Here is a 16,470-nt window from a genome sequence, read left to right as displayed (position 1 = left end):
TCCTTACGGCGTCGGATCGGCGGAACGCTTCTCTGCGAACACCTTGACCAGCCAGTCGATGAATACGCGCACGCGCGGAGAAAGCTGCCGACTGCGCGGATAAAACAGCGAGACAGGCGTCGGATAAATGCAAAATGCCCGCCTCTCGGCGGGCATTTCCATCTGAATTGTACCGATCGATCCAAATAAGCGGGATGCGGGCGGAAAACCGCGCGCACACTTTTCCTCATCCCGCTTAGTGATTGATAGCCTTGACGATTTCCTCGGTGACCTTCTTGGCGTCGCCCAGGAGCATCATCGTGCCGTCCTTGTAGAACAGCGTGTTGTCGATGCCGGCATAGCCGGAGCCGAGCGAGCGCTTGACGAACAGGCAGGTCTTGGCCTTGTCGACGTCGAGGATCGGCATGCCGTAGATCGGCGAGGTCTTGTCGTCGCGCGCCGCCGGGTTGGTGACGTCGTTGGCGCCGATGACATAGGCGATATCGGCCTGCGCGAATTCCGAGTTGATGTCCTCGAGTTCGAACACCTCGTCATAGGGCACGCTTGCCTCGGCAAGCAGCACGTTCATGTGGCCGGGCATGCGGCCGGCGACCGGATGGATCGCGTATTTGACCTCGACGCCATTCTCCTTGAGCTTGTCACCGAGCTCGCGCAGCGCATGCTGTGCCTGCGCGACCGCCATGCCGTAGCCCGGCACGATGATCACCTTCGAAGCGTTCTGCATCAGGAAGGCGGCGTCGTCGGCCGAGCCCTGCTTGACGGTGCGCTGGATGCCGTCGTCGCCGCCAGCGGCCGCCGTCTCGCCGCCGAAGCCGCCGAGGATCACCGAAATGAACGAGCGGTTCATGCCCTTGCACATGATGTAAGAAAGGATCGCGCCCGACGAGCCGACCAGCGCCCCGGTGATGATCAGCGCCAGGTTGCCGAGCGTGAAGCCGATGCCGGCGGCCGCCCAGCCGGAATAGGAGTTGAGCATCGAGACGACGACCGGCATGTCGGCGCCGCCGATCGGGATGATGATCAAGACGCCAAAGACGAGCGACAAAAGAACGATCGCCCAGAAGTCGAAATGGCTTCCGGTCAGCGCCAGCCCGACGATGAAGAAGACGACGAGCGCGACCAGCGCGAGGTTGATCGCATGGCGGTAGGGCAAGAGAATCGGCTTGCCCGACATGCGGCCGTCGAGCTTCAGAAAGGCGATGACCGAGCCGGTGAAGGTGACCGCGCCGATGGCGACGCCGAGCGCCATCTCGACCAGCGCCTGCGCGTGGATCGAGCCCAACTCGCCGATGCCGAAGGAGGACGGCGCATAGAGCGCGCCGGCGGCGACCAGCACCGCGGCGAGGCCGACGAGCGAGTGGAAACCGGCGACGAGCTGCGGCATCGCCGTCATCGGGATGCGCTTGGCGATATAGGCACCGGCGCCGCCGCCGAGCGCGAGCCCGAGCACGATCAGCAGAAGGCCACCGAGAGACGGCATGGCGAGCAATAGCGTCGTGGCGATGGCGATGCCCATGCCGATCATGCCGTAGGCATTGCCCCGGCGGCTGGTGGTCGGATGTGACAGGCCGCGCAGCGCCGTGATGAACAGGACGCCCGAGACGAGATAGAGGAAGGCTGCGAAGTTAGCGTTCATCGGCCGGCCTCACTTGTCTTTTTTCTTGTACATGGCGAGCATGCGCTGGGTGACCAAGAAGCCGCCGAAGATGTTGACCGAGGCGAGCACCAGCGCCACGAAGCCGAAGCCGGTGGCAAGCCCTGAAGCGGAGATGCCGACCGCCAGCAGGGCGCCGACGACGATCACCGACGAGATCGCATTGGTCACCGCCATCAGCGGCGTGTGCAGGGCCGGCGTCACCGACCAGACGACGTAATAACCGACGAAGATCGCCAGCACGAAGATTGCCAGGCGGAAGACGAAAGGATCGATCGCGCCGCCGGTGGCACCGTGGGCCACCGCCCCGGCCGCATCCGGCACATATTCGGCCGCGGTCCTGACCGCTTCGACCGCCCGATCGAGATCGGCCAATGCCTTGTCGAGAAGTTCGTTCGCCATTACTTGTCCCCCTCTTTCGCGCCGCCGAAGGCCGGATGCACCACGGCGCCGCCGTGGGTCAGCGCCGTCGCCTTGACGAGCTCGTCCTCCATGTTGAGCGCCAGTGCCTTCGTCTCTTTCGAGACCATCGTCTCAAGGAAGGTGACGAGGTTCTTGGCATAGAGCAGCGAGGCGGAAGCGGCAATGCGGCCTGGCACGTTGAGGTGGCCGACGACCTTGATGCCTCCGACCTCGACGACCTTTCCGGCTTCCGCGCCCTCGACATTGCCGCCGCGCTCGACGGCGAGGTCGACGACGACCGAGCCGGGCTTCATGGAATCAAGCATCTCGCGGGTCACGAGCCGCGGCGCCGGACGGCCCGGGATCAGCGCCGTGGTGATGACGATGTCCTGCTTGGCGATATGCTCGGCGACGAGTGCGGCCTGCTTGACCTGGTAGTCTTTCGACATTTCCTTGGCGTAACCGCCGGCGGTTTCGGCCGCCTTGAACTCCTCGTCCTCGACGGCGATGAACTTGGCGCCGAGCGACGCGACCTGCTCCTTGGCCGCAGGGCGCACGTCGGTGGCCGAGACGACGGCGCCGAGCCGCCGCGCAGTCGCGATCGCCTGCAGTCCGGCGACACCGGCGCCCATGACGAACACCTTCGCCGCCGGCACCGTGCCGGCCGCTGTCATCATCATCGGCAGCGCACGGTCGTATTCATAGGCCGCATCGATCACCGCCTGATAGCCGGCAAGGTTCGCCTGGGAGGAAAGCACGTCCATCGACTGCGCCCGGGTGATACGCGGCATCAGCTCCATCGCGAAGGCAGTGAGCCCCGCCTCAGCCATCGCCGCGATCGCGCCGTCGTTGCCGTAGGGATCCATGATGGCGATGACGATCGCGCCGGACTTGTAGCCGGTAATTTCTTCCGCCGTCGGGCGGCGAACCTTGAGGATCACGTCGGCGCCCTTGGCATCCGCCGTCGTGCCGATGCGCGCGCCAGCCTTCTCGTATTCCGGATCGAGGATGCGCGACCTGTGGCCCGCGCCCGCTTCGACGACGACGTCGAAGCCCAGCGACTTCAATTTCTTGACGCTTTCGACCGAACCCGCGACGCGCCCTTCATGCGCGTCCGTTTCCTTGGCGATAAAAACAATCTCGCTCACAAGTCCCCTCCCGCCTCACAGTCGAGCCGAAGCGGACCGCGAGCATCTTGTTCGACTGCTGGAGCGACCGGCCTTACGGAGGGCCGCTTCCATGGTGACAGGCACTCTTCCGTCGAAGGCAGGTGCGGCCCGCCGTCGAAAACGTTCCTCACGCGGTGAGGTAATGCCGGATTGCCTCCGACGGCCGAAGACGGGGCACCCTCCTGCCCCGCATCCGGCAAGAAATGTCAGAGAAACCGGTTAGCGAAGAAGGAGGAAACCGACCACGTTCAGGATGATCAGCAGCACGAGCGAGCTAAAGAAGCCCATCGTTGTGAAAAAGGCTGCAGCCATCGCAATGAGCAGCGTGACGCAAAACAGCGTGCCGTATTTCGTCGCGTTCAGGAAGAGGTTGTAGGTCTTCTCATGCTCGGAATAGTCCATCGGAGCGCCCGTTTCGACCGGTCCAGAATGATGCTCTGCCATCGTCCAATTCTCCCAGAATGCTGCGGCGCGGCCAATGGCCACGTCCGCCTTTCAACCTTGCTCCACGAACGGAACCGTCTGCAAAGCGGGTGGGCAGACAGTCCTTTAGCTCCGCATACACAATGCGCAAGCCATGCGCAACGAAAACTCGCCCGCGAGGACTGCGGCATAAACGATATCCTGTTTGCGCTTTTCCGTTGGCTGTGGCCGACGTATCTACAGCGCCGCGCGTTTGATCAGACGCGCAAAGGACGCCGTAGCATTTTAAATTGCTGCATGTTTTTTGTCCTTAAATCGGTACGATTTAAGGAAACCCGCAGTGGTCAGCCGCTCGCGGATCCACGGGAGTAGGCGCGACCATAGCTGCCTTGCGCAATTCGCGCCGTCGGCAGGATCGTCAGCGGCGCGAACGGCACTTCGCTGCGGTCCGCAAACATCATCCGGCGCTCGAACGGTTCGGAGTCGAAAATCGGATAGCGATCGAGGATCGAGGGGCGCTGGCCACGAACGCGCGCGACCAGTAGGGCGCCGTCGGCATTATAGACGCCAAGATTTTCCCGGCACGCCACGACCGTCTCCGAGGCAAAGATGCGCTTGTAGAAAGCCGTATGGCGCGGACGGCAGGCTGTCAGGCAGCGGTCCGCGGAGAAATATTCACAAGCCATGGCGACCGGCCGGAGCGTCAGATAGGGCAGCGCCCGCATCTCGTCGCCGAGCACCTCCGGATCCACGGCGAGCCTGCCGGGATCGATCAACACCAAGCCCGCATCGAGAAAGGTATCGATCTCCGGACCGAAGATAATTCCGGACGTGCTTGCCCGATGGTCCGGCGTCACATGGTGGACACGCACCGTGCTCACCAGGCTCTCGTCGAGATAGATCCCGAAGACATAGGCATGACTGTCGAAGTCGAGGTCGTCTATCAACGTCGATCCCGTCAGCTCCATCAGGTTGACGGCCTTGTAGGCCTTGTACCTGAGCCGCGCGATGTCTTCCATGTCCTCGCCGGTTTCGACGCGCCTGTATTCGACGCGATCGAGCAGCTGCATCAGCTTCTCGGAAAAAGTTCCAGGCTCCGCCTGGCGCTCATCAGCACCCATAAGTCGACCCCCATAGTTAACAAAGGGTTAACCTATTGACGGATGACGAGCTGGCAACCACAAAATGAGACAGACTGCACTTAACCTTTTGTTAACCTTAACAAGAGGTTAAGTTTTATGGTGAATCCGGAGGTTGAGGGGCGCCGTACATGGGTGAAAGCCTGATGCGGGGGCGGAACGGCGGAATCGACCCTCCCTATTTGCATGATTCGTCAAATCGGAATCGATTTGAGGATAAAATCATGCGGCGATTCCAAGTGCTACAGCGACCTTTGCGCGTCTCAAAGACGCGCTGCGCTGCAGAAACGAAATCGACGGTGCAAGGCGGGGCGTCAGGCGATGCGCTGGCTGGACGACTTGGTGGTTCGTTTCCGTGCACCTTGCTTGCACAAGGCGCTGATCGCGGAGGCCGGCATCGGCGCTGCGAAGACAAAACCCTGTATCAGATCGGCGCACTTGAATTCGTTGATAAGCTGGAGCTGGTCCGCGGTCTCGACCCCTTCGACGACGGTCTTCAAGCCAAGCGCGCGGGCAAGATTGACGGTGCCCCGCAAGAGCTTGAAGCGTCGTGCGTCCTCGCGAATGTTACGGACGAACGACCGGTCGATCTTGATGATGCCGGCAGGCAGCGTATCGAGATAGCTGAGGCTCGAATAACCGGTGCCGAAATCATCTATGGCGATGGTTATGCCACGCCCATGCAGGTCGCTGAGAATGCCTTGAACCTTGGCCGGCTCATCCATCAGGCAGCTTTCCGTCACTTCGAGGTGCAGCCGCGCTGGATCCAGCCCCGTCTCCCTGAGCGCCTCGGTGACCATCGAGACGATCTCGTCACCCCTGAGATCGAGGACGGAGAGATTGACCGACACCGACACATCCGCCGGCCAGTTCGTGCAGTCCCTGCATGCCTGCCCTAAAACATAGCGGGTGATGTCGGTAACGACGCCCATTTCTTCTGCAAGCTGGATGAAGACGTTCGGCGGCACGGGTCCGCGCTCCGGATGCGTCCAGCGCGCCAAAGCCTCGCAGCATTCGATCCGCGAACCATCCGGCGTGAACATCGGCTGGTAGGACAGGCTCAGGCCATTTGCGTTAAGCGCTTCGCGCAGATCGCTCTTGAGCTTCTGGCGATCGAGATAGCGGGCGTCCATCTCGCCTTCGAAGGCCGTGCAGCCACCCTTGTTCCTTGCTTTGGTTTCCGAGAGCGCCAGGTCCGCCTTGATCTGCAGCTCTTCGAACCGGAAATCGCCACTCTGCACAATGACGAAGCCGGCACTCATGGTCATGTTGAATGTGAAGCCGCCAGCCACGTAAACGCCGCGCAGACCGGCATGCACGGCCCGGATCCGCTCCTCCAGATCGGAGGCATCCGCCTTGTTGGGGAAGAAAACCACGAACTCGTCACCCATCAGCCGGGCGGCGATCGCATCGTCGCCGGCGAGGCTCTTGAGGCGTTCGGCGATCGTCTGAAGCAATTTATCGCCGACGACATGCCCTCGCATATCGTTGACATGCTTGAATTCCGCCACATCGACAAGGAGAAAGCCTATGTCGCGCCCGTGCCCGCCATTGGCAGCCATGGCATTGTGGGCAAGTTCGGCAAAATAGTCCCGGCTCGGCAGGCCCGTCAGCGTGTCGAAGCGCACCATCTGCAGGATCTGCTTTTCCGCCTGCACACGCGCGGTCACATCCTCGAAGGTCAATACGATCTCGCCGTTCTCGCGTCGATTTGCCGAAAATTCGAGGAAGAGGTCTTTCGACGTCGAGATCAGCGCGCGGGAGCGCTTTCCCTCAATCAGCAGGTCGAGCTGCCGCGCAATCTTCTCCTTGTTGTTCGCGCCAAGCGCCAAGCGGTCGGCGGCTTGTTCAAGCACTTCGCTGAGCAGGCGCCCCTTGAGATTGGCCTTGTCGCCAAGACTGAGGAGTTCGCAGGCGCGTTCGTTCGCGACCACGATGCGATGGTCGCTGTCGAGCATGAAGAGCCCATGCGTCATATTGTTGAGCGCCGCGTCGAATTGCCCGGCGATTGTCGAGATTTCCCGTGCGGCAAGGACATTCTCGTAAAGGAAGGCGCGCACATTGTTCGCCATCGTCCAGGTCGTCAGAATGAACGGCAGTATCAGCACCGCCAGGACGAGCATGTAGGGGTCTCGCAAGGTCAAGAGACCGATCACGATCGGCAGGCATGCCGTCGACGACAACAAAAGGACCGCTCGTTCGGAACCATAGTTCCGGCCCACGAGCGAAATCATCGATGCCAGCGTCACCGAAATGCACGCAAGTTCCGCGAAGGAATCCTGACTGACGGCGATTGCATATCCGCAGGCAATGCCGCATGTCAGCGTCACGCTGACGCCACCGACGATGTACCGGTTCTCCCATTTCCTGACCATCGCGTTGTCAGCGCCGGAAAAGTCCTGCCGGTCGAACCGGGCCATGTCGAGGTTGCGGAGCGCCCAAACGACGACAATGGTCGCGGCGCAGGTCAGATAGAAGGGGTCGGAGGTCTTGAGGAAGACAAGCAGGAAGGTCACGACGTGCGACAGCATGCCGATCACCAGCGTCCGGCGATGTTCATAGAGCGAACTCACAGACGACAGGTAAACATCTGTCGGAAGAGCGCCCCGTTCATTGGGCATCATGAACCAAGCTCCGGGTTTGCCGGATTGTTAGGGTCGAGGACTTAACGAAAGATTTCGTCTAAGCCCCCGAAAGATCTGCCGAATTGCAGGATAGTAGCAAAACGGCACTGGGGCTACATGCACCGATTCAACCCAATATTGCAGAAGTTCGTAATAATATCCGCTTTCTACAACCACGCATAGGTATTTCCCCGTCAGGAATTTCGGACTGCGACTTGCACGTTTCTTCAACTGGCGCAGGCGCCGCCGCCGTTTTCCGAATGAGATGGTTACCCGACCTTGAAGAAATGCCCTTAATTCCTCCCGCGTTCTTATTCTAGCCTACCAGATGAGGGTAGTCACCGGCGCGGATCGTCGACAGCGATTCTGACAGTTGACTTTAACCAATATCTGACTGCAAGGCTTTCCGCATAGAAACGGAGTTTGATGATGTCGAAACCTGTCGTTGCGATCCCTTGCGATTTTCGCGAATTCGACGGCAACGTCTGGCATGTTGCCGCCCATCAATATGTGCGCGCGGCCGTCGAGGGCGCCGGCGTCATGCCGTTTCTCATTCCGGCGCTCGAAACCGGAAATGACATCGACGAGATCCTCGACCGTGTGGATGGCGTTCTCGCCAGCGGGGCACGCTCCAATGTCCACCCTTCACTTTATGGAAGGCAAGCGACGGATGCGGACGGTCCGTTCGATCCCGGCCGCGACGCCACCAGCCTGCCGCTGATCCGCCGTGCGCTTGATCGCGGCATTCCGCTGTTCGCGATCTGCCGTGGCATTCAGGAGCTCAATGTTGCGCTCGGCGGTACGCTCGCGACCGAAATTCAGGACCAGCCCGGTATCTCGGACCATCGCAAGCCCGACGTGCCCGAACTCGACGTTGCCTACGGCATTCGCCAGGACGTGATCGTCAAGGAAGGAAGCTGCCTGGCGCCCGTTCTCGGCGCTGGCCGCATCAGGGTCAACTCGCTGCACCGACAGGCGATCGCCGCGACCGCGCCGCGCCTCGCCGTCGAAGCGGTTGCCGATGACGGCACGATCGAGGCGGTGTCGGTGATCGGCGCCAAAGCCTTCGCGGTCGGCGTGCAATGGCACCCGGAATACTGGGTGAAAACCGATGCGCCTTCGGCCTCGCTTTTCAGGGCCTTCGGCGATGCGGTGCGTGCCTACAGAGAGGCAAAGGCCTGATCTCGCTCTCGATCAGCCTTTGCGCCGGAACGGCGTTTCAACGACCGGCGTAAGGGCCTCTCCCGTCGAAAACCAGGCCTTCAGATTGTCGACGACGAGATCGGACATCGCATTGCGGGTCGCCACCGAAGCGGACGCCACATGCGGCAGAAGCGATACGTTCGGAAGCGTCAGCAGTGCCTCCGGCACATGTGGCTCGTTCTCGAAAACATCGAGCCCCGCCCCGGCGATGACGCCATTCTGAAGGGCGGCAACGAGCGCCGCCTCGTCCACGGTCGAGCCGCGGCCGACACTGATCAGCACGCCCTCAGGGCCGAGCGCGCCCAGGATGTCGGCGTTGACGGCTTTCAGCGTGCTTACCGTGCCCGGCACGATCACGATCATCGTGTCGACGGCTTCGGCAAGGCCCTTGAGGCTCGAATGATAGGCATAGGCAAGCCCCTCGCGCGGCGTGCGCGTATGATAGGCGATCGGAACAGCGAAGGCCTCCAGTCTCCTGGCGATCGCAAGGCCGATCCGTCCCAGCCCGAAGAGCCCGACCTTGCGCCCCCGGAGCGAGAGCGGCGATAGAGGAAACGCCCCTTCCCGCGCCCAGCGGCCCTGCCGCAGCCATTGCTCGGCTTGTGGCAGACGCCGCAGCGTATTGAGGAGCAGGCCGATCGCGGTGTCGGCAACTTCTTCCGTCAGGACATCGGGCGTATTGGTGACGACAATCCCGCGTGCCGCCGCGCGGGCAACATCGACACCATCATAGCCAACGCCGAAATTGCCGATGATCTCGAGGTGGGGTAACGCATCCATCAGGTCCACCGGCAGGCGGCCGGAAACCGCCACGCCGGCCACGTCCGCCATGTCCGGCGTCACCAGTTCCACATCGGCCCGCTCGATGCGCACGGTCTCGAACATTTCCGGGAGCCGGTCGAGAATGCGCTGGTTGATCTTGCCGGGCACGAGAATTCTGGGGCGGCTCTCGGACATCGCTATTCCTTTCGGAAGATGCGCTCAGGCGGGCACGCGGAGTGGGCCGGTCGATTGGCGAATGCGCATTTCCGGCTTTATCAGATGGATTCCGTCCGGCTCGTGGCTGCCGGAGAGCTTGTCGAGAAGCGCGCGCGCTGCGCTGCGGCCGACGTCGGCCTGGCCGTTCCAGACGGTCGTCAGCGCCGGAGTGGCGATCGAGGCTTCCTCGAGGTCGTCATAGCCGGTGACCGAAATGTCGACGCCCGGCACAAGCCCGGCGCGGGCAATGCCGTTCATCATGCCGATCGCCACCAGATCGTTCCAGCAGACGACCGCGGTCGGTTTTTGCGGCAGCGACAAGAGATGCACGGCCGCCTCGAAACCGCCCTGCTTGGAGCGCGGCCCGGGAATGCGTAAGTCCGGATCGACCTCGATATTCGCCTTGCGCAGCGCATTCACATAACCCTGGTAGCGATCGCGGCCGGTCGAGGTCTGGTCGGTGCCGCCGACCATCGCGATGCAGCGGTGGCCAAGGCCGATAAGGTGATTGGTCGCAAGCGAAATGCCATAGGCGTCGTCGCCGCGGAAAATCGGCACGTCGAGTCCTTCGATCGACCGGGCAATCAGGATCGCGGGCATGCCGTTGTCCTCGGCAAGCTGGATATCCTCCGGCGGGGTGCCGATCGCCGGCGACATGATGACACCGTCGCCGCCAAGCTGAAGCAGAGTCTCGATGAAATCGCGCTGCTTCTCGACGGAATCGTAATGGTTGGAGAGGATGAAGGTCTGCTTGTCGCGATCAAGTTCCGCCTCGATCGCCTTGAGGATTTCACCGTAGAACGGGTTCATGATGTCGTGCACGACGACGCCGATGATGCCGGACCGCGATGTCCTCAAGCTTGCGGCGCGGCGATTGTATATGTAGCCGAGCGCGCGTGCCTGTTCCTTGATCTTGTCGCGCGTGACGGTCGCCACCAGTGGGCTGTCACGCAATGCCAGGGATACTGTCGCCGTCGAAAGGCCGAGTGTTTCCGCGATTGTCGAAAGCTTGACCTTTTGCGCCACTATGTCCCCCGTGATTCACCGATCTCGTCAGCCCGTTTTAAATTCTCTTTAAACTGTTTAAATGATCGCCGCAATCGGGAAGTGTCACCGCAGGGGCACGGATCAATCGGGCGCCCTTGCCGCCTGCAGATTGCTGTCGACTGCCCGCAGCAGTTTCAGGAGGGTTCGCACCTGCTTGTCGGTCAAACCGCGCGTGGCGAGCTTTTCGGAATGCTGACCGGCCTCTGCAATCGTCTGCAGCCGTTCGCGCCCGGGCACGGTCAGATAGACCTTGGTCAGTCTCGCATCTTCCTCATCCGGCCGGCGTTCGAGGAAGCCTTGCGCCTCCATGCGGCCGATGGTACGCGTCATTGTCGGTGCCTTGACACCAAGTTTTGCAGCGAGCGCGCCTGCCGTCAGGCCGTCGGTCTCGGCCAGCGCGAGCATGACGCCGTCCTGCCCCGCATAGAGGCCGCTTTCGACGAGATTGCGGGAAAGTACAGTGCGCATCGAACGCGCCGCCTGTACAAGAACTGAAGCAAGATCGTGCGGCTCGACGGCAAGCTCGTCCCTTTTCCTGCCGTTCTTGCCCTTCTTTTCGGCCTTGCTCTTCTTGCCCATTGGACCTCCCGCCGAATCCCGTACACTACCTTTATAGCAATACAGCTTGTGATTACGAACTGTATGACTCAAATAACAATTTTACGACAGAAGGGATGGAGAACCGAAGAGAAATGTCGATGCCGGAGCCCCACTGGAACGATAACCGCGCCGATCTCGCGCCTTCCGAGCGGCGGCAGTGGATCGCGGTGTTGCCGCTCGGCGCGCATGAGCAGCATGGGCCGCATCTTCCCTTCGAAACCGATCGGCTGATTGCCGAGGGCATCGTTCGGCGCGTCACGGCCGCGCTGTCCGCGGACCTGCCGGTAACGTTCCTGCCGGTCGAGCCCGTCGGCTACTCGATAGAACATATGGATGTGCCCGGCACGCGCACACTCGCCTATGACGACGCGATCGGCCGCTGGCTCGGGATCGCCGAAAATCTCCATCATCTCGGCGTCCGCAAATTCGTGATACTGAACGCTCATGGCGGCAACTCGCCGCTGATGACGATCGTCGCGACGGAGGCGCGGGTGCGCTTCGGTATGCTCGCGGTCGCGACGAGCTGGACGCGTTTCGGACAGCCGGAGGGCTGGATCAGCGCCGAGGACAAGGCGCTCGATATTCATGGCGGCGACATCGAGACGTCGGTGATGCTGGCGCTCCACCCGGACAAGGTGGATATGACGCGAGCCACCCGGTTCCCTTCCCGCCAGAGCGACTTCATCGCCCGTTTCAAGCATTTGCGTGCCTATGGCCCGCATGCGTTCGGTTGGAAAATGTCCGACCTCAACCGGCAAGGTGTCGCCGGCGATGCCGGTGCCGCGACCGCCGCGCGCGGTGAGGTTCTTCTCGGCCACGTGGTGAAGGGCATCATCGAACTGCTCGAAGACGTAAAAGCCTTCGACGTCGACGAACTTTCCTGATTGCTTTCGGCGAATGGCGGACCGTATCCGGACAGCGAATTCGATTGCCGCCATTTGCGCATCGTCGCGTCATCTCCTATATGAGGACGCGACATAGATGCCCGCGGCGCATCGCCAATCCTCGAGGCTCCCATGACAGAAACATCCACGCAGAAGCCGATCCCCGTCACCGTGCTCACGGGCTATCTCGGCGCCGGCAAGACGACGCTGCTCAACCGCATCCTCAGCGAGAATCACGGCCGCAAATATGCGGTGATCGTCAACGAATTCGGCGAAATCGGCATCGACAACGACCTGATCGTCGAGTCCGACGAGGAAATCTACGAGATGAACAACGGCTGCGTCTGCTGCACGGTGCGCGGCGACCTGATACGTGTGGTCGAGGGGCTGATGCGCCGTCCGGGCCGTTTCGATGCGATCATCGTCGAGACCACCGGCCTTGCCGATCCGGTACCGGTCGCCCAGACCTTCTTCATGGACGACGACGTACGCGCCAAGACCGAGCTTGATGCTGTCGTGGCACTGGTCGACGCCAAGCACCTCCCGCTGCGTCTCAAGGACAGCCGCGAGGCCGAGGACCAGATCGCCTTCGCCGATGTCGTGCTCTTGAACAAGACCGACCTCGTGACGCCGGAAGAGCTGGAGCGGATCGAGGCAACGGTGCGCGTCATCAATCCGTCTGCTCGCATCTACCGCACGCAGCGCTCCGAGATCGACCTGACGAAGGTGCTCGACCAGGGTGCCTTCAATCTTGAAAAGGCGCTCGAAAACGATCCGCACTTCCTCGACCAGGATGAGCACGACGATCACGTCTGCGGCCCCGATTGCGATCACGATCACCATCATCATGATCATGACCATGGTCATGACCATGGTCACGATCACCACCATCATCACCACGATCATGGGCCGTCACCCATTCATGACGTGACCGTGCAGTCGATCTCGCTGCGTGGCGGCGAGATGAACCCCGACCGCTTCTTTCCGTGGATCCAGAAGATCACCCAGACCGATGGTCCGAATATCTTGCGGCTGAAGGGCATCATCGCTTTTGCCGGCGATGCCGAGCGCTACGTGGTCCAGGGCGTGCACATGATCATCGAGGGCGATCACCAGCGCGCCTGGAAAGACGGCGAGAAGCGCGAGTCCCGGCTCGTCTTCATCGGCCGCGATCTCGACCGCGAGAAGCTCGAGCGCACCTTCAGGGCCTGCGAGGTCCAGGCATGATCCCCTATAAGATCATGCAGAAACAAGAGAGCCCGACCATCTGATGCCGACAGTCGCTCCGCTCGATCTCGAAGGCCACGTCGTCGGCGTGGCCTTCCTCAAGGATATACCCTTCTTCGCCGAAGCCTCGGGCATCATCCATCGCCTCGATCATGGCCACAAGACCATTGAAGCCCATGATGGCCTGCTCTCGCTCGACCATGACGAAGCGAGCGACAGCCTCCTGACCGGCGGCGAGGACGGCAAGGTCATGCGGATCTTTGCCGACGGCAGCATCAGCCTCGTCGCCGAAGCGCCGCGCAAATGGATATCGCAGGTCGCCGCAGGACCTCAGGGCGCGGTCGCCTATGCCTATGGCAAGACGACCCATGTTCGCCTGGCCGACGGCACGACAAAGGATTTTCCCGAAGAGCGCACGGTCGAGGGCATAGCCTTTGCTCCCAAGGGTCTGCGCATCGCCGTTGCCCGCTACAACGGCGTCTCCATGCATTGGGTGGCGATCGTCGGGCAGCCGGCGGATCTCGAATGGAAGGGCGCCCATACCGGCGTCACTTTTTCCCCCGACGGCCGTTTCGTCGTCACCACCATGCAGGAGAACGCGCTGCACGGATGGAAGCTCGACGCCAAGGCGGGGGCCGAAGCGCGCCACATGCGCATGACCGGGTATCCGGCCAAGGTGAAGTCGCTGTCCTGGTCCGCCAAGGGCAAGTGGCTCGCGTCTTCCGGCGCGCCGGCGGCGATCGTCTGGCCGTTCCAGGGCAAGGACGGACCCATGGGCAAGGCGCCGCTGGAGCTCGGCACGCGCGGCAACACCATGGTGACGACCGTCGCCTGCCATCCGGCCGAGGACATCGTGGCCATCGGCTACGAGGACGGCATGATCCTCGCCGCCCGCTTCGCCGACAGCAAGGAAGTGCTGCTGCGCCGACCCGGTGAGGGCACGATCACCGCCATGGCCTGGAGCAAGAACGGCCGCCAGCTCGCCTTCGGTTCCGCGGCCGGTGATTGCGGCGTGGTGGATCTTGCTGGGTAGCCTGTCTTCCGCAGTACAGGCTGAAAGCCCCTCACCCTAGCCCTCTCCCCGCAAGCGGGGCGAGGGGACGCCAGTCGGCGCTGCTCATGTCTTGACTTGGTGGCGAAGCCGTCGTCACGAATCCCTTCTCTCCGCCTGCGGGGAGAAGGTGGCGGCAGCCGGATGAGGGGCCGAATCCCACCTCCATTCGCCAAACCTCACCACTCAAGCTCCAGATGCGGCCGTCCGTTCGAGGTCTTTTCGACCGTCCGCCCGGTTTCGTCTATCGTGGCCGTTACCCTCTGGCGAAAGGCCGAGAAGCTTTCGAACGTGACGACATCGACCGGCTGATCGAACTTGAACGTCAGGCGATAGCGCCCCGGCTCAGCGCTTATCGCGTGAACCGAGAGGATTTCCGCTTCGAAGGCCTGGCCGAGATAGTGGCCCTTCACCCGCGACCCCAGCATCCAGGGATTGAACGGCTGACGGTTGCCGGCGGCGGCGTGAAGCGTATTCCAGTCGCGGTAACCGTATTGGGCGGCGACGAGTTCGAGCGATCTGGAGTGGCTGATCGCCTCGCCCTCGGACGCGAGCCGGGACCGTAGGCGCCTTGCCTGGTCCTTCAGTGCATCGAGTGCGGGAAGCGTCGGTTTTCCATGCGTCATGACAGGGTCTCCTGTTGCGGCATGCAATTTCAGGATGGGTGCCCGCATTGCCATCGGTTCGCATGCCGTTTCGGCGCGACCGTGTCGAAAATGAGGGACTTCACCAACGCTTCAAGCTCGCGGACGGCAGGGGCCCCCTCGCCCGCCGCCTCCATAAGGGAAGCCGGGAAGGCTGTCAAACGAGTGTCGCTCGGTGCAACCATGGCCACGACCCCAACGATGATGGCGCACCGATGCTTGCGCGCACGTCAAAGCTGTGAGAGGACTTTCGTCGCGGAGGGCAAACACCATGAGTGAATTCACCATTCTTGCATTCGCGTTCGTTGCTTTCATCGGCATCGCGACCCCCGGACCGACCGTGCTTCTCGCCCTCACCAATGGTTCGCGCTATGGCGTGAGACGGGCAACGGCGGGCATGATCGGCGCCGTCCTGTCGGATTTCGTGCTGATCGGCGCCGTGGCGCTCGGCCTCGGCGCGCTCTTGGCCGCGTCCGAGTTCTGGTTCACGGTCGTCAAATGGCTGGGTGCCGCCTACCTCGCTTTCCTCGGCATCATGCTGCTGCGCTCCCGCGGAACGCTGGATATTGCCGCCGAAAGCGAGAGGTCGGCTGGTGCCGCAACCACAAGCGCGATCTTCCTCAAGTGTTTCCTCGTCGCGGTCACCAATCCCAAGGGCTATCTGTTCTTCTCCGCCTTCCTGCCGCAGTTCATCGAACCGGCGCTACCGCAAGCGCCGCAATACGCCGTTCTCGCCGCCGTCTTCGCTTCGATCGATTTCGCGGTGATGTTCGGTTATGCGCTGATCGGCTCCCAAGCGGTTCGTTTCCTGAAACGCTCCGGCGCCATCTGGCTCGATCGTGTGTGCGGAGGCGCCCTCCTGGCACTTGCGGGATCGTTGGCATTCTACCGGCGCGCCGCGAACTGACCCGCGGCAACGGAGGACGGCGCATGATCGGATACACGATGGTCGGAACAACGGATCTGAAGCGGGCCGAGCGATTTTACGACCCGTTGATGGCGCTGATCGGTCAGGAGCGCTGTTATTGTGACGAACAGGTTGCCTCCTGGGGGCGGAAGGATGACGACAGGGCTCCACGCTTCTTCACGGGTTACCCATTCGACGGCAACTGCGCCTCGGTCGGCAACGGAACAATGACGGCCTTTCTCGTCGAAAGCGCAGACGTGATCGACCGGATGTTCGAGATCGCCATGGAGCGCGGTGGCCGGGACCAGGGGAAACCCGGCTTTCGCCCGCAATATGGCGATGGCTTTTACGCAGCCTATGTGCGCGATCCGGACGGCAACAAGCTTGCTTTCGTCTGCTACGACGCCAGGAAATCATCTGCGTCCCGGACGTGAAGGCAAGGCCGCCGGAATCAGCGCCCCTCAAAACATGACAGCGCCCCGCGCCATTCCGGCGCAGGAGCGCTGTGTATTGTCCGC

At 62.0% G+C, this 16,470-nt stretch carries 17 protein-coding genes; 6 read left to right on the top strand and 11 right to left on the bottom strand.

Annotated features, from left to right (window positions below; all coding sequences use genetic code 11):
* Positions 1-3: 3 nt before the first annotated feature.
* The 7 genes from PZN02_RS08495 to PZN02_RS08465 form a co-directional block, all read right to left on the bottom strand.
* The gene (locus tag PZN02_RS08495; protein WP_280661580.1) at positions 4-162 is read right to left on the bottom strand and encodes a hypothetical protein; all 159 of its coding nucleotides are present in this window, start codon (positions 160-162) and stop codon (positions 4-6) included.
* A gap of 73 nt (positions 163-235) precedes the next feature.
* Positions 236-1,636 (bottom strand): NAD(P)(+) transhydrogenase (Re/Si-specific) subunit beta, encoded by a 1,401-nt coding sequence (locus PZN02_RS08490; RefSeq protein ID WP_280661136.1) that lies wholly within the window; start codon positions 1,634-1,636, stop codon positions 236-238.
* A 9-nt stretch (positions 1,637-1,645) separates the two neighbouring features.
* On the bottom strand, positions 1,646-2,056 hold the full coding sequence (locus PZN02_RS08485) for an NAD(P) transhydrogenase subunit alpha part 2 (RefSeq protein ID WP_066878745.1): 411 nt from the start codon (positions 2,054-2,056) through the stop codon (positions 1,646-1,648).
* Positions 2,056-3,204 (bottom strand): Re/Si-specific NAD(P)(+) transhydrogenase subunit alpha, encoded by a 1,149-nt coding sequence (locus tag PZN02_RS08480; protein ID WP_280661135.1) that lies wholly within the window; start codon positions 3,202-3,204, stop codon positions 2,056-2,058. The genes PZN02_RS08485 and PZN02_RS08480 overlap by 1 nt, the downstream gene beginning before the upstream one ends.
* A gap of 240 nt (positions 3,205-3,444) precedes the next feature.
* Positions 3,445-3,669 carry an aa3-type cytochrome c oxidase subunit IV gene (locus PZN02_RS08475; RefSeq protein ID WP_280661134.1) on the bottom strand — a complete coding sequence of 75 codons (225 nt, stop codon included), beginning with the start codon at positions 3,667-3,669 and terminating at the stop codon, positions 3,445-3,447.
* Positions 3,670-3,992: 323 nt separating this feature from the next.
* A complete protein-coding gene (locus PZN02_RS08470) occupies positions 3,993-4,769 on the bottom strand; it encodes an N-acyl amino acid synthase FeeM domain-containing protein (RefSeq protein WP_280661133.1) in 777 nt (258 codons plus the stop codon).
* 332 nt (positions 4,770-5,101) lie between these two features.
* Positions 5,102-7,411, bottom strand: coding sequence for a putative bifunctional diguanylate cyclase/phosphodiesterase (locus tag PZN02_RS08465; protein ID WP_280661132.1), 2,310 nt, complete (start codon positions 7,409-7,411; stop codon positions 5,102-5,104).
* A 429-nt stretch (positions 7,412-7,840) separates the two neighbouring features.
* Here PZN02_RS08465 and PZN02_RS08460 point away from each other — a divergent pair, with 429 nt between their 5' ends.
* The gene (locus PZN02_RS08460) at positions 7,841-8,593 is read left to right on the top strand and encodes a gamma-glutamyl-gamma-aminobutyrate hydrolase family protein (protein WP_280661428.1); all 753 of its coding nucleotides are present in this window, start codon (positions 7,841-7,843) and stop codon (positions 8,591-8,593) included.
* A 12-nt stretch (positions 8,594-8,605) separates the two neighbouring features.
* Here PZN02_RS08460 and PZN02_RS08455 read toward each other — a convergent pair whose 3' ends face one another.
* The 3 genes from PZN02_RS08455 to PZN02_RS08445 all read right to left on the bottom strand — a co-directional run bounded on the left by PZN02_RS08455 (position 8,606) and on the right by PZN02_RS08445 (position 11,218).
* Entirely contained in the window at positions 8,606-9,571 is a 966-nt protein-coding gene (locus PZN02_RS08455; protein ID WP_280661131.1) for a 2-hydroxyacid dehydrogenase, read from the bottom strand.
* 24 nt (positions 9,572-9,595) lie between these two features.
* Positions 9,596-10,618, bottom strand: a complete 1,023-nt coding sequence (locus PZN02_RS08450; RefSeq protein ID WP_280661130.1) for a LacI family DNA-binding transcriptional regulator — start codon at positions 10,616-10,618, stop codon at positions 9,596-9,598.
* 102 nt (positions 10,619-10,720) lie between these two features.
* Complete coding sequence (locus PZN02_RS08445) at positions 10,721-11,218, bottom strand: MarR family winged helix-turn-helix transcriptional regulator (RefSeq protein ID WP_280661129.1); 498 nt, start codon at positions 11,216-11,218, stop codon at positions 10,721-10,723.
* Between the two features lie 113 nt (positions 11,219-11,331).
* Here PZN02_RS08445 and PZN02_RS08440 point away from each other — a divergent pair, with 113 nt between their 5' ends.
* The 3 genes from PZN02_RS08440 (at position 11,332) to PZN02_RS08430 (ending at position 14,383) form a co-directional block, all read left to right on the top strand.
* Complete coding sequence (locus PZN02_RS08440; RefSeq protein ID WP_280661427.1) at positions 11,332-12,123, top strand: creatininase family protein; 792 nt, start codon at positions 11,332-11,334, stop codon at positions 12,121-12,123.
* 132 nt (positions 12,124-12,255) lie between these two features.
* Complete coding sequence (locus PZN02_RS08435; RefSeq protein WP_280661128.1) at positions 12,256-13,350, top strand: CobW family GTP-binding protein; 1,095 nt, start codon at positions 12,256-12,258, stop codon at positions 13,348-13,350.
* Between the two features lie 43 nt (positions 13,351-13,393).
* Positions 13,394-14,383, top strand: coding sequence for a WD40 repeat domain-containing protein (locus PZN02_RS08430; RefSeq protein ID WP_280661127.1), 990 nt, complete (start codon positions 13,394-13,396; stop codon positions 14,381-14,383).
* Between the two features lie 197 nt (positions 14,384-14,580).
* Here the strand turns inward: PZN02_RS08430 and PZN02_RS08425 are convergent, their stop codons facing one another.
* On the bottom strand, positions 14,581-15,027 hold the full coding sequence (locus PZN02_RS08425) for a glyoxalase superfamily protein (protein WP_280661126.1): 447 nt from the start codon (positions 15,025-15,027) through the stop codon (positions 14,581-14,583).
* A gap of 289 nt (positions 15,028-15,316) precedes the next feature.
* Between PZN02_RS08425 and PZN02_RS08420 the strand changes: the two genes are divergently transcribed.
* Positions 15,317-15,952, top strand: a complete 636-nt coding sequence (locus PZN02_RS08420; RefSeq protein ID WP_280661125.1) for a LysE family translocator — start codon at positions 15,317-15,319, stop codon at positions 15,950-15,952.
* Between the two features lie 23 nt (positions 15,953-15,975).
* A complete protein-coding gene (locus PZN02_RS08415) occupies positions 15,976-16,386 on the top strand; it encodes a VOC family protein (RefSeq protein WP_280661124.1) in 411 nt (136 codons plus the stop codon).
* The last annotated feature ends 84 nt before the right edge of the window (positions 16,387-16,470 follow it).

This window comes from Sinorhizobium garamanticum (assembly GCF_029892065.1).
GTDB classification, from domain to species: domain Bacteria; phylum Pseudomonadota; class Alphaproteobacteria; order Rhizobiales; family Rhizobiaceae; genus Sinorhizobium; species Sinorhizobium garamanticum.
This window is presented reverse-complemented; position numbering and strand designations above follow the sequence as displayed.